Annotated in this window: 12 protein-coding genes and 1 tRNA gene; 7 read left to right on the top strand and 6 right to left on the bottom strand. The window is 45.9% G+C overall.

Annotation, left to right across the window (positions count from 1 at the left end):
• The first annotated feature begins 329 nt into the window (after nucleotides 1–329).
• The 5 genes from CLOSYM_RS01905 (at nucleotide 330) to CLOSYM_RS01885 (ending at nucleotide 4,115) form a co-directional block, all read left to right on the top strand.
• A complete protein-coding gene (locus tag CLOSYM_RS01905) occupies nucleotides 330–1,100 on the top strand; it encodes a ParA family protein (protein WP_003503717.1) in 771 nt (256 codons plus the stop codon).
• A gap of 113 nt (nucleotides 1,101–1,213) precedes the next feature.
• The gene (locus tag CLOSYM_RS01900) at nucleotides 1,214–2,284 is read left to right on the top strand and encodes a ParB/RepB/Spo0J family partition protein (RefSeq protein WP_021640725.1); all 1,071 of its coding nucleotides are present in this window, start codon (nucleotides 1,214–1,216) and stop codon (nucleotides 2,282–2,284) included.
• 74 nt (nucleotides 2,285–2,358) lie between these two features.
• Nucleotides 2,359–2,862: a DUF4446 family protein gene (locus CLOSYM_RS01895; RefSeq protein ID WP_003503721.1), complete on the top strand. Its 504-nt coding sequence runs from the start codon at nucleotides 2,359–2,361 to the stop codon at nucleotides 2,860–2,862.
• Nucleotides 2,863–3,011: 149 nt separating this feature from the next.
• Nucleotides 3,012–3,905: a DUF3881 family protein gene (locus CLOSYM_RS01890; RefSeq protein WP_044902045.1), complete on the top strand. Its 894-nt coding sequence runs from the start codon at nucleotides 3,012–3,014 to the stop codon at nucleotides 3,903–3,905.
• A 136-nt stretch (nucleotides 3,906–4,041) separates the two neighbouring features.
• Nucleotides 4,042–4,115 (top strand) — tRNA-Arg (locus CLOSYM_RS01885).
• 280 nt (nucleotides 4,116–4,395) lie between these two features.
• Here CLOSYM_RS01885 and CLOSYM_RS23140 read toward each other — a convergent pair.
• From CLOSYM_RS23140 to CLOSYM_RS01875, 5 genes are read right to left on the bottom strand one after another with little or no spacing between them, the layout of a single operon-like run.
• On the bottom strand, nucleotides 4,396–4,794 hold the full coding sequence (locus tag CLOSYM_RS23140; RefSeq protein ID WP_278245235.1) for a methyl-accepting chemotaxis protein: 399 nt from the start codon (nucleotides 4,792–4,794) through the stop codon (nucleotides 4,396–4,398).
• Nucleotides 4,715–4,912, bottom strand: coding sequence for a methyl-accepting chemotaxis protein (locus CLOSYM_RS23950; protein ID WP_278245236.1), 198 nt, complete (start codon nucleotides 4,910–4,912; stop codon nucleotides 4,715–4,717). The genes CLOSYM_RS23140 and CLOSYM_RS23950 overlap by 80 nt, the downstream gene beginning before the upstream one ends.
• A 36-nt stretch (nucleotides 4,913–4,948) precedes the next feature.
• Nucleotides 4,949–5,974, bottom strand: a complete 1,026-nt coding sequence (locus CLOSYM_RS23130; RefSeq protein WP_181900369.1) for a methyl-accepting chemotaxis protein — start codon at nucleotides 5,972–5,974, stop codon at nucleotides 4,949–4,951.
• Nucleotides 5,884–6,318: a hypothetical protein gene (locus tag CLOSYM_RS23125; protein WP_021640719.1), complete on the bottom strand. Its 435-nt coding sequence runs from the start codon at nucleotides 6,316–6,318 to the stop codon at nucleotides 5,884–5,886. The genes CLOSYM_RS23130 and CLOSYM_RS23125 overlap by 91 nt, the downstream gene beginning before the upstream one ends.
• A gap of 32 nt (nucleotides 6,319–6,350) precedes the next feature.
• The gene (locus CLOSYM_RS01875) at nucleotides 6,351–9,449 is read right to left on the bottom strand and encodes an ATP-binding protein (RefSeq protein WP_021640718.1); all 3,099 of its coding nucleotides are present in this window, start codon (nucleotides 9,447–9,449) and stop codon (nucleotides 6,351–6,353) included.
• Between the two features lie 370 nt (nucleotides 9,450–9,819).
• Between CLOSYM_RS01875 and CLOSYM_RS01870 the strand changes: the two genes are divergently transcribed.
• Both CLOSYM_RS01870 and CLOSYM_RS23330 read left to right on the top strand, forming a co-directional pair.
• A complete protein-coding gene (locus CLOSYM_RS01870; protein ID WP_021640717.1) occupies nucleotides 9,820–10,953 on the top strand; it encodes an acyl-CoA dehydrogenase family protein in 1,134 nt (377 codons plus the stop codon).
• A gap of 30 nt (nucleotides 10,954–10,983) precedes the next feature.
• Nucleotides 10,984–11,076: a CoA transferase gene (locus tag CLOSYM_RS23330; RefSeq protein WP_242827651.1), complete on the top strand. Its 93-nt coding sequence runs from the start codon at nucleotides 10,984–10,986 to the stop codon at nucleotides 11,074–11,076.
• On the opposite strand, the gene CLOSYM_RS01865 is transcribed toward CLOSYM_RS23330, so the two are convergent.
• Nucleotides 11,071–12,474 carry a sensor histidine kinase gene (locus tag CLOSYM_RS01865; RefSeq protein ID WP_003503824.1) on the bottom strand — a complete coding sequence of 468 codons (1,404 nt, stop codon included), beginning with the start codon at nucleotides 12,472–12,474 and terminating at the stop codon, nucleotides 11,071–11,073. The genes CLOSYM_RS23330 and CLOSYM_RS01865 overlap by 6 nt on opposite strands.
• Between the last annotated feature and the right edge of the window lie 15 nt (nucleotides 12,475–12,489).

The following is a 12,489-nucleotide window of genomic DNA, read 5'->3' as shown; positions in this document are numbered from 1 at the left end:
GTCTTGCACTGGAATTTACTTTTTCAAGTCAGCAAAGAAAAGGCTGTTACATAATATTATACGCACCTTACAGTCTCTTATAGCATGATGGAGCAAATAGTGTAAATTATTTTATAGAGAAATATGGAAACATAAAATTGCATGAAAAGGCACCGGTTTAGTGTGCCAATCGAAAATATCAGCAGTTTTACCAAAAATTAAAATGTTTCACGTGAAACATTTTAGTAAAGAAAATAGACTTTTTTACAGCAAAAAGTAGGAAATAGAAAGCAGATGTGCTATACTATAAAATGACGTGTAGGAGAAAAACGTTTTAGAAAGGAAACATCATGGGACGTACAATAGCGATTGCAAACCAAAAAGGCGGGGTCGGAAAGACTACGACTGCGATTAATTTGTCCTCCTGTCTTGCTGAAGCAGGTCAGAGAGTTTTGACAATTGATTTTGATCCGCAGGGGAATGCTACCAGCGGTCTGGGACTGGAAAAAGGCCAGATTGAAGATACCGTATATGAAATGATGCTGGGGGATTGTTCTTTTGAAGATTGTCTGCAGCGTGAGGTCCAGGAAGATCTGGATGTACTTCCTTCAGATTCCAATCTTTCCGGTGCGGAGATTGAACTTCTGGATGTGGAAAATAAAGAGTTTGTTTTAAAAAGCCACCTGGATCAAGTGAAAAACGACTATGATTTTATTATAATTGACTGTCCGCCATCTCTGAGTCTTTTAACATTGAACGCATTAGTGGCTGCAGATACCGTATTGGTTCCAATACAGTGTGAATACTATGCCCTGGAAGGATTAAGCCAGGTTCTGCGCACAATTAATATTGTAAAAAGAAAGATGAATCCTTCTTTGGAGATGGAAGGAGTAGTATTTACAATGTATGATGCCAGAACAAATTTGTCTCTGGAAGTTGTTGAGAATGTTAAGAATAACCTGAATGAAAAAATATATAAAACAATTATACCACGAAACGTACGTTTGGCGGAGGCTCCAAGTCACGGAATGCCGATTAATATTTATGACAGTAAATCGACAGGGGCAGAAAGCTACAGGCTCCTAGCCGCTGAAGTAATCAGCAGAGGAGAGGAACTATAACAGATATAGCTGAGAATGTATAAAATTACATTTGTTACTTCTTCATAAAATAGAGCATATAGTAATAAAAAATGAATGGATGAATAAACAACACAGCACAAAGGGAGGAAACAATGTCGAAGAGGACAGGACTTGGAAAAGGATTAGGAGCTTTTTTCGGTGACGATTATGATATTTCCCAGACAAAACCAAGGGCTCCGGAAGCTGTTAATGAGGAGATAAGAACAGGAACCCCGGAAGAGCCGGCAGATCATGCAGATAAGAAAGCTAACCTGGAGAAAATGGATATGGTACTTCCTGTTGCCAAAAAACCTCAGAAAAAAACGGAACCGGCTGCAAAAAAGACAACAAAGCCGGTACAAAAAGTAAAAATCGTAGAAGTTGAAAAGGAAAAATTCCTGAACATCACGAAAATCGAACCAAACAGCAGCCAGCCCAGAAAGATGTTCGATGAAGAACAACTGAATGAACTGGCAAATTCCATAAAAGCATATGGTGTATTGCAGCCTCTTCTGGTCCAAAAACAGCCCATGGGGGATAATTATGAGATCATTGCAGGAGAACGCCGCTGGCGGGCTGCAAAGCTGGCCGGTCTGAAGGAAGTTCCTGTTATAATAAGAGAATATACAAGACAGCAGACAATGGAGATTGCACTGATCGAGAATGTCCAGCGTGAAGATTTGAATCCCATAGAGGAAGCTAAGGCATACCAGATGCTGATCCGGGAATTCGGTTTAAAACAGGAAGATGTAGCCGAGCGTGTTGCTAAGAACAGAGCGACAATAACAAACAGCATGCGTCTTTTAAAGCTGGATGAGAGAGTACAGGAACTGTTAATACAAAACAGGATTACAGGCGGCCATGCAAGAGCGCTTCTTGTCCTGGAAGATGGGGAACAGCAGTATCAAATTGCCAATAAGATTATTAATAATAAATTAAGTGTCCGAGAAGTGGAACGATTAGTTAAATTATTAACAAAACCTGCGAAGATTAAAGAAGTTAAACCGGAAGAAAAGGATTTCAATATCTTTTATCAGGATCTGGAAGACAAATTAAAAGCTGTGATGGGTACAAAAGTTATTATTAATAAGAAGGATAAAAATAAAGGGCGTATCGAAATTGAATATTATTCATCTGCGGAACTGGAAAGAATAGCAGAGCTTCTCCAGTCCATTAATGGTTAAATATTAATTTTTATGAATTTTATTGCACACTTTTCAATGTCATAGAAATTAAAGAACTGAAATGAGGACATAAGATGGAAAATAGTATATTGAATAACATAGGATTTGATCCTGGATTTTTGATTATCGGGTTAAGCGTACTAACTTTAATATCATTGATTGTCACCATTATCTGCCTTTCACAGTATAAGAAGCTGTACCGCAGATATGATATGTTTATGAGGGGAAAGGATGCGGAAACTCTGGAGGATACGATTTTGGATCTAATGGATGAAGCTGCGTTTCTCCGGTCTGAGGACAGAGCAAATAAAGATTTGATCGAGTCCATGGAGGAGCAGGTCAAAGCCGGATACCAGAAAACAGGAATTGTAAAGTATAATGCTTTTAAAGGAATGGGCGGAAACCTGAGTTTTGTAATCGCTCTTTTGGACGATAATAATACAGGATTTGTTTTGAACTCCGTACACAGCAGGGAAGGCTGTTACCTCTATATGAAAGATGTTGTGGAGGGGAAAACGGAAGTGCTTCTGGGAAGTGAGGAAAAGGAGGCCCTCGAACGGGCTCTGGGTTATCACTAAACCCATTGCAAGCCTCCGGTCTGTTGCAGTGAAAATAGCTGTTGCTGAGAAGAATCGGTCAAAAGTATTGCAAATTACCGTGTTTTGTAGTAAAAGTAATAGATACAAAAAAGAGCAACAATAAATTTAAAAGGATAGAAGGTGAAAGAATGCATAAGTTTTTACGCGCTGCGGGATTCAGCATGTATCAGAAGAAGAACGACATAAGGGCGCTCCTTCGCTGCCTCTCTAAGGAAGCGGTGAGTTCCAAGTGTATACAAATAGACAGAGATACCAATTTGTGTGAGATGAAGACAGAAATTGCCCCGGGTTTGGGAATCGCCATGTACGGTGAATTGAATGAAAAAGATGAACTGGATGTGGAATACTATTTTCCCTATATTTCCAACGATACTGTCACATCGAAGGCGGAATGTTCCATACAGCGCCATGCAGAAAAAGAAACATATGCAGGTCTGCTGGATGAATATAAAGTGGGAATTTCATTAATATTTTACCTTCTTAACCCAATGGAATACAGGGAGAGGACCCAGAAAACCAATTCACCGGTCAAGGTGGAATCGGCCAGCCTGTCAGCGCTGTCGGTCCATGGAAAGATTCTTCTTCCAATTAAAAAAACAGCCATGCAGATAGAAAAAGCCAAGGTAGCTTCACGGAACAGGGACAGTCTATTGGAAGCGGCGAAGAATGGTGACGAGGACGCGATGGAATCATTAACAATAGAGGATATTGATCTTTATTCCCAGGCCTCAAGACGTGTGGAGAAAGAGGATATTTATTCGATTGTAGATACCTGTTTCATGCCAAGCGGTATTGAATGTGACCAGTATTCAGTGGTGGGCGAGATCCGCGATATCGATTTGAAGAAAAACAGGATAACCGGTGAAGAAATCTATGATATGAATCTGGAATGTAATGATTTATTCTTCCGGGTCGCCATCAATAAGATGGATTTGCTGGGTGAACCAAGTCCCGGCCGCAGGTTTAAAGGGCGGATCTGGATGCAGGGAACAGCAAATTTTAAAAACAACGGAATTTTGTGATAGAAACAGGCGTATTTTTTACAAAGGGACTTGACTTAATCAGGGAATATGAATTATAATTGACATCGTGCCTGTGATGAATAGGGCAGTAGACAGGAGAAATTCTGTATGAATTTATTCATCAATCCTAATATGTGTTTCTGTAGCTCAGCAGGATAGAGCGTCCGCCTCCTAAGCGGAAGGCCAGCGGTTCGAATCCGCTCAGGAACACTGAATACAATGCCGAAAACCTTGATGTGAGAGGTTTTCGTTTTTTTAATTTAACAGGAAAGTTCTCCTGTTAAATTAAAACCGCTCCTCGGAGGACCACAACTCTAAAGAGGGCTTGTTCACTAAGCTCGTTACACTTGCTAAGTGAGCTAATGCCTGCGGCGGTATGGAATAATGTCGCCACAGCGACCCGCCGCAGGCGGTGAAATATGTAATAGCCATCTGACTGATGAATAAGCAATCAATGGCTGCAGAGTAAAAAAGATTATTTACTATTCTATCAGGGTTCGTTCCTGAGCCGGAACGAGCCAATCAATTCCTTCAACAGCAGCGCCTGTGCGGACAGTTCTTCGCTGGCCGCCGCGCTCTCTTCGGCGGTAGCTGAGTTGAGCTGGACAACATCGGAAATCTGCGTGATACTCTGATGTACCTGTTCCACGGAGCGGGCCTGATCGTCGGAAGCTGAAGATATCTGCTCAATAATCATCTCCACCTCTTTAATACCGTCCAGGACATTCTTGAGAGAGACAGCCGTTTCACCAGAAATACGCGTTCCGTGTTCCACTGCTTTTAACGAAGCGGCGATGAGGGACGTCGTGTTATGGGACGCTTCGGCGCTTTTTTGCGGCCAGATTCCTGATTTCTGCGGCAATGACGGCGAAACCTCTGCCGTTTTCACCGGCTCGGGCAGCCTCGACGGCTGCATTGAGGGACAATATATTTGTCTGGAAGGAAATATCTTCAATTGTGCTGATAATTTTACTTATCTCGTTGGAGCTCTGTCGGATGTCCTGCATAGCCGACAGCATCTCCTGCATGCGGCGGTTGCTCACCTAGGCTTCATTTACCACCGTAGTTACGCTCATATTGGCTTTTGAAGTGCTGCTGACATTGGATATAATCTGCTGGGAGATGTCCTCTATGACCGCCGCCAGTTCCTCTGCCGCCGCCTGTTCCGTAGCGCCCTGAGCCATCGACTGCGCGCCGCAGGCTCCCTGTTCGGAGCCATAGGCTACCTGCTGGGCGGATGAGCTGATTTGGGAAAGCGTATAATTCAGGGATTTTATAATCTGCTCCAGGGCATCACGTATAAAAGAAAAATCTCCTAAATAATTACCGTCTACGGAAAGTTTCAGATTGCCCCGGGAAATTTCTTCCAGAACGCGTGTGACATTATGAATCATATCCTTGAGAGCGGCAACAGACGAACGGATGCTGCCGGCCATTCTGCCGATTTCATCATCTGTCCGGCCGAGAGGAATGTCGACGCCCAGATTACCCTGTGAGAACTCTTCCATGATTCTGCTGATACCGGCAAGAGGTTTCATGGTACGGTGTACAATAAACACGATAACAGTTGTAAGTCCGGCCAGAATTATGAGGGACAGCACACCCAGTATGGTGAGCAGCCGGTTGTGTGTCGCATTTACTTCCGAAATCGGCAGCGTGGCGACAGCCAGCCAGCCGGTCATTGCGCTGTTTCTGAACATGGAGGTATACCGGATGCCGCTATAACTGAAGTTGAGAACGCCATTATAATTGCTGTGAACCTTATCTTTATACTCCTGGGGGATATCGAGTTCGGAAACATTCCTGCCCGATGCGCTCGGATCGTCGCTGTATATGTAATCCGAATTATTGGAGATAAGTTCAAGATAACCGTGTTCCCCGACTTTGATCGATGAGATTACCTGGCCCAGACTGCTTAAATAGACATCTAAACCGGTCAGACCGGCAATCTCGCTGCCTGATTCAGAAAAAACCGGGTTTACGATCGAGACAATGATCTCTCCGGTGGCGGTTCCAGAAAGGGATCGGAAATCACGATGTCCTTCGTGGTAAGCAGCCGGTGGTACCATTCATTACCGTCAAGATTTGCCGCAACGGTACTGCCGCCGGAAAGCAGATAGGTGTCAGTATCGGAATCAGCCGCCCAAACCTGCAGCACTTTCTCATTCTGCATAAGACCTAACGCGTCGGACAATTCTTTTAACACGGCATCCATATTATCATAGGTGCGGATGTCCTGAGGAGAAGAGACGGCCTCGAAGTAGTTCTGCAGCGTGGAATTCTCTTCAAACGTTCCTGCCACGGCTATTTTCCCCCTGAAAAAATCATCGACGGAAGCCACGGCGTAATCGGTCTGGGCATCGAGCAGCCGGTTATTCAAATCGGATATGGTACCGGCAGTGGCAAAGCGCAATGTAAATCCGCCGGGGTAAGCTTGGCTATTGATTATGGGAGAGCTGTCTCTGTGTTAAAACAATGGTTCAGCATTTTCAGAAGCTCCTGAATCTGGATGGGTTTTGATAAATGCCCGTTCATACCGATTTGCAGTGACTTGCGGCTGTCCTCACTAAAGGCATTGGCCGTCATTGCAATAATCGGGATGGTTCGGGAATCGGCCCTGCCCATGGTGCGAAGTCTCTTTGTCGTCTCAATTCCATCCAGAACCGGCATATGGATATCCATTAAAATGGCATCATAGTAAAAAGGTTCTTTTTTACAGAACATCTGAAGGGCAATCTGCCCATTTCCTGCTGTCTCTACGAAAAAGTCATTCATTTCAAGAAGGGTCTGGGCTATTTCACGGTTAATTTCATTATCCTCCACAACTAAAAGCCGTTTGCCGTTAAAACTATAGGAGGGGGACTCATTTAATATTTCGTGCTGGGGTGCCGGAACCTCGCTGTATGGGAGAGAGACGGTAAAAAAGAATTCGGAGCCGCGGCCGGGTTCACTTTTTACATCCAGAACGCCTCCCATCATCTGTACCAGCCGGCTGGAGATGGCAAGCCCAAGGCCGGTACCGCCATATTGTGAAGAGATATTTTTTGCTCCCTGTTCAAACGCGTTAAAGATAGACGGCAGGACTTCCGGGGAAATGCCGATGCCAGTATCCGCCAGTGAAAAGCGCAGGGCCAGCCCGGTATCTTCTTCTTTAACAGGATGAATATGAAGAGTAATGGAACCTCCCACATCTGTAAATTTAATGGCATTTCCGATGAGATTCAGCAGAACCTGTTCAAGCCTTAGCTGATCGGCTGTTAAATGCCGTTCGGTACGGCAGTCATTTTGTATGGTAAAGGAAAGTCCCTTTGCTTCGGCCTGCATCCGCACCATCTCGTCTATGGAGGACAGAAAGGATGAAAGAAGCATCGGTGTTGGGTTCAGTTCCATTTTCCCGCTCTCAATCCGGGACATATCCAGGATATCATTGACAAGGTGAAGTAAGTACTTGCTGGAGTTATCAAGTTTTTCCAGACATTCCAATACCTGCTCCTTATTTCCGGCGGCAGAACGTGCGATAGCGGTCATACCGACGATTGCATTCATCGGGGTCCGTATTTCGTGGCTCATACGGGAAAGGAAATCTGTTTTTGCCTGGCTGACGGCATCGGCACGGGCTTTCATGACAAAGGAGGGAACAATTTTACCAATCTCCGCCAGCACACGGCGCTGTTCTTTTGTCCAGATATAATTTTCCTGGCAGACTTCGAATCCGATGGCGCCGATATAGACGCCGTTATTCCATATTGCAAAATGGAGGCAGGAGGGGAATGGGGAAATCTCTTTGTTCGGACAGACATCGCACAGCCCGTCGGATGCATACCGCATGGCGGCAGCCTCGTATTTTTCTCGGGTAATATAATAAGGCTTATTTATATGAATATAAGACATATCATTTGACCACTGGTATGTAAAACGGCAGGAGAGGAAAGAAGGATCAATTTCAAGCAGGGATACACGGTCCATATGATAAATCTTTCCAATTCTTGCGAACAACAGGGAGACGGCATCCTCCAGATTTTTCGATTTCCCCAGCAGATCCAGAGCGAAGGATATCAGATTTTCTCCGCGCTGCGCATCTTCCTGTTCAATAGTATTGACAATGTATTTTTCCGTATAGAGATTGGTCAGCATAACTCCAAGCTCATTGGAGGTGTCGAGATAGCAGGCGGCGTGTCCACGGCAGCGCTCTTTGACATAATTCAGCGTACTTTCTGCGCATCGGTAGAGGCCGCTGTAGTTATTGACGACTTCGGTGGAACACATACCGATACTGACGCTGATCCGGCTCTCTCTGCCCGGTAGAATCATGAGATTTTGAACCTGGTCGGCGATACGGGGGCCGAGCACGGCAGCCTGTTTTTTATCACAATTCCTGATAAACAGCATAAACTCATCGCCGCCCAGACGGATCTGGAGATCCTGTTCAGAGGTGGAGCCGCGCAATATATCGGCCACTTCCAGAAGAACGGCATTGGCAAAGGAGGTTCCCTCTTTCTCATTAAGCTGGCCGAAATTGTCCATATCCAGTAGCATCAGAACACAGTTTTCCCCTTCCGGTTTTTCCTGCATACATTTCTGGGCCAGCCTTGTGCCGGTCTCCTTATTCCATAAGCCGGTCAGGCTGTCACGGGATTTCGCGTTTTCCAGCGCGCTGGCCATTCCCTTCTGATTGGTAATGTCTTCAATGATACCCACAACAAAGTCGGGCCGCCCGTCTTCCGTCCAGGTTACGGTTGACATAAATTCCCGGCACCAGGAGCCGGAGAGTGTCTGGAACTCTGCATTGGCAGTTCCCAATCCGTTATGGATGGCTTCATACATTTCCCGGCAGGCGGCGTGGCAGGAGGGGACGACAAAGGAATCCAGGAAGCTGTCCGGCATCTGTTCATACCGTTCGCTGCAGTGATAGTATTCACAGGTACGGCGGGGAATGACACAGGTCCGGATCAACGGATAATAATAAAATTCACAGATGGATGTATGTTCTAAGGCAATATTCAAAATCTGGTTGCGGGCTTCCAGTTGTGCCGCCAGCCGGTGATTTTGCAGTATTGCCTGCTTATTCTGATCAATATTGAGAAAAACGCTGTGGTTCAGCAGATCTTCACCCGTGTCCTGACTGACGGAGCCGGAGACACCCTGTAAAACACTGGGGGCGGACATATGCACAGCGGCAATTTTCCAGCCGTCCGGAGTATGGATGCAGGCAGCGCTTATCCTGGCCTTTAAAGTGAAGAGCGGGCCGGAAGAGACGGGTCTCATTATTGTTAAATCAGCCATAAAAACAGCGTCATCCTGGGATACCGACGTCTCACAGGAGTTAGTTAATTCCGGCAGATAGGGCTCCGGATCCTGGGAGTATTCTTCTTTCAGGGCAGCCTCCACCTTCTGGATACCACACAGGCTGCCATCGGTTCCGATGCCGATCCATTGGATTTCATCTGTCAGAAGAGAGAGGACAGTATTTATGTCCCTTTTTTTCAAATAGGCGTCTAAAAAAGCTCTGACAGTCTTTTCAGCTGCGCCGTTCGTTATGCTCATATAAAGTTCCTCCAGAGCCAGAGCAGTTGCTGCCCGGCCATGTGATTTATTGGATTTGATACGCTGTATTTTATAATTTCTGCAGGTGTTTTTATTGATTTAACAATATCATTTATGACGGGATTTTGCAATGGAGATTTAGTTGAGGTTGGGGGACCCGTGAGCCGTAACTGTGCAACTCATGGTTGCATCATGGTAAAAATGCAATCTGCTATTTTTAGATAATTATATCTGCTAGAATAAAATCATTAGAAAATATTATGATTCCGGAATAGTATACGAAATTTAAAACGATTGAAATTCTGGTGTCTGATACGTGACATGGACGTATCCGGCTTCAGGTAAACAGGGAGAAAACAGGAGGACAGAAATGCCGCATATTTTATCAGAGGAAAACAGAGAGATTCAGGAAATGGCCAGAGAGTTTGCCGAGGCAAAGATAAGGCCGGTATCAAAGGAGTACGATTTGAAGGGGGAAACGCCGCTTTCGGTGTATAAAGAAGCAGCCGGGCTGGGATATACGTCCCTGTGTATTCCGGAAGAGTTTGGAGGAGCCGGACTTGGCACATTTGCCAATATTCTTGTAGCAGAGGAATTTGCCAGGGCAGACGCTGGATTCTCCGTTGCCGTACAGGCCAGCACTTTGGCGATGAAGCCGATTCTTCTTGCAGGGACGAAGGAGCAGAAACAGTATGCAGCTGACGCGCTGATCAACGGAGGCATGGGGTCCTTCTGCCTGACGGAGCCAGACGCAGGCTCTGACGCGGGAGCTATCAGGACAAAGGCGGTAAAGAAGGATGGGGAGTACATAATTACAGGCCGCAAATGTTTTATAACCAATGCACCCCATGCTGATTTCTACGTTGTCTTTGCCAAGACGGAGCCGGACGCGGGAACGAAAGGGATTTCAGCATTTCTTGTTGAACGCGGCAGAGAGGGGCTTTCGATTGGAAAACACGAGGACAAAATGGGAATCCGCCTTTCCACCACGGCTGATGTGATACTGGAGGAAGTACATGTACCGGAAGCTCATCTTCTGGGGGCAGAGGGAAAAGGATTCAAGCTGGCAATGCAGACACTGGACAGAACCAGACTGGAATGCGCGGCCATGGCGGCGGGGCTGAGTCAGAGAGCTATTGACCTAAGTGTAGACTATGCAAAGACCAGGGTGACATTCGGAAAACCGATAGCGAAGCTGCAGGCAATCCAGTTTATGCTTGCAGATATGGAAATCAGGAACCAGGCGGCCAGGAGCCTTGTATATCAGTGCGCTGCGATGATTGACAGCGGGGCTGTGGACGGAAAGATGAACGCGCTTGCCAAGACATTCTCATCGGAAGCCGCCATGCAGAACACACTCGATGCGGTACAGATATTCTCCGGATATGGATATTCCAGAGAATATGAAGTGGAAAAACTGATGCGTGACGCCAAGATATTTATGATTTTTGAGGGTACAAACCAGATTCAGAGAACGGTGATTGCGGGACATTTAATAAAATAAAAACAGTATGAACAGAGAGGGGGACGACCCATGGCAGGCGTTTTAGAGGGGATCCGTGTAATCGGCCTTACCCGTTATATTGCAGGGCCATATTGCGGCGCCCCCCTCCCTGTCTTTCTATAGCGTCGTCGCTTTCGGCAGGCTGAAAATAAATTCCGTTCCAACGCCTTCCGTACTGACCACATCAATATTTTCACCGTGGGCCTGTATAATTTCTTTGACAATGGCCAGGCCGAGTCCGGTTCCTTTCTTGTCTTTTCCACGGGATACATCGCTCTTATAAAAACGCTCCCATATCTTTTTGATATTATTCTTTGGGATACCAACACCGGTATCCTTCACCGACACAAATACCTTCTCATAGCGTACCGAGGTCTGGATATAGATGACCGAATCCTCCCGGCTGAATTTGATGGCATTGTCAATCAGATTGTAGAGAACCTGCTGAATCTTGCCGAGATCAGCGTAGACCATCTGGATGGAATCGGAGAAGGTGAGATCAAAAGTGATTCTTTTTGCACTGCATGTACCTTCAAAGGTAGCCGCCGTATCCTTGACGGTCCTGTTGATATCGAAATTAGTCCGGCTCAGATAGCCTTTGCTGTCCAGTGAATTGAGAGTCAGCATGCCCTGGGTCAGCTTATTTAAGCGCTCGGTTTCGGAGATGATGATTCCCAGGTATTTTTGGTACAGCTCCGGCGGGATTGTCCCGTCCAGGATTGCTTCCAGATAACCTTTGATGGAGGTCAGAGGGGAGCGGAAATCATGGGAGACATTGGCGATGAACTTTCTCTGGTATTCTTCCATATCATTCAGTTCGCTGGACATATAGTTCAGCGTGTTAGCCAGATAGCCGATCTCATCATGGCTCGTTATTTTTATGTTGTGTGACAGATTTCCCGCCGCGTACTCATTGGCTGCATAGGTTATTTTCTTGAGCGGGAAATAGACGATTTTCGTAAATATCAGCAAGATAATCAGGGACAGGGCAAAAATAATCCCCGATGTAATGTACACAATATTCAGGAATCCGTTCTGTTCCGCCTTAATAACACTGATAGGAAGGTGAATGGTAATATAACCGTAGGTATTCATGTTTCCCGTAATGGGGGAGGAGACAGACAGGACATCGCTGTCAAACATCCCGTAATACCGGCCGATGGTGTACAGCCGGTTTCCCTGGGCAGTCGGATCAAAGCCTTCCACGGCAGTGCCGGCTGCTTTCCGGCTGCTGTCGGCAGTGATAATCCCGCTGTGGTCCATAATCCAGATCCTGGCCTTCATGTAGGTTGCGACCGCATCCAGTTGAGGATAAGCGGTTGCCAGGTCCAGATACTTCCCCTCATATACCTTGCTGCAGTTATCGGCAATCATGGTTGCCTCGTCATACAGGGCTTCCGCCTTCTGCTCAATCAGATGTTCATAGGTCAGATTAGATGATACGGTTGCTATCGTAACAAAACCCAGGAAGCCGAACAGCAGATAGCCCAGGATAAATTTGTAATAAAGTGTATGTGTCATGACATTCCTCCGTCT

The sequence above is a fragment of the [Clostridium] symbiosum ATCC 14940 genome, from assembly GCF_000466485.1.
GTDB lineage: Bacteria > Bacillota > Clostridia > Lachnospirales > Lachnospiraceae > Otoolea > Otoolea symbiosa.
This window is presented reverse-complemented; position numbering and strand designations above follow the sequence as displayed.

What these genes read in the sequence shown, in the direction of transcription:
- CLOSYM_RS01905 (WP_003503717.1), top strand. Translation starts at nt 330, where the DNA reads ATGGGACGTACAATAGCGATTGCAAACCAAAAAGGCGGGGTCGGAAAG.
- CLOSYM_RS01900 (WP_021640725.1), top strand. Translation starts at nt 1,214, where the DNA reads ATGTCGAAGAGGACAGGACTTGGAAAAGGATTAGGAGCTTTTTTCGGT.
- CLOSYM_RS01865 (WP_003503824.1), bottom strand. Translation starts at nt 12,474, where the DNA reads ATGACACATACACTTTATTACAAATTTATCCTGGGCTATCTGCTGTTC.
- CLOSYM_RS23950 (WP_278245236.1), bottom strand. Translation starts at nt 4,912, where the DNA reads ATGCAGGACATCCGACAGAGCTCCAACGAGATAAGTAAAATTATCAGC.
- CLOSYM_RS23330 (WP_242827651.1), top strand. Translation starts at nt 10,984, where the DNA reads ATGGCAGGCGTTTTAGAGGGGATCCGTGTAATCGGCCTTACCCGTTAT.
- CLOSYM_RS23130 (WP_181900369.1), bottom strand. Translation starts at nt 5,974, where the DNA reads ATGGTACCACCGGCTGCTTACCACGAAGGACATCGTGATTTCCGATCC.
- CLOSYM_RS01875 (WP_021640718.1), bottom strand. Translation starts at nt 9,449, where the DNA reads ATGAGCATAACGAACGGCGCAGCTGAAAAGACTGTCAGAGCTTTTTTA.
- CLOSYM_RS01895 (WP_003503721.1), top strand. Translation starts at nt 2,359, where the DNA reads ATGGAAAATAGTATATTGAATAACATAGGATTTGATCCTGGATTTTTG.
- CLOSYM_RS01870 (WP_021640717.1), top strand. Translation starts at nt 9,820, where the DNA reads ATGCCGCATATTTTATCAGAGGAAAACAGAGAGATTCAGGAAATGGCC.
- CLOSYM_RS01890 (WP_044902045.1), top strand. Translation starts at nt 3,012, where the DNA reads ATGCATAAGTTTTTACGCGCTGCGGGATTCAGCATGTATCAGAAGAAG.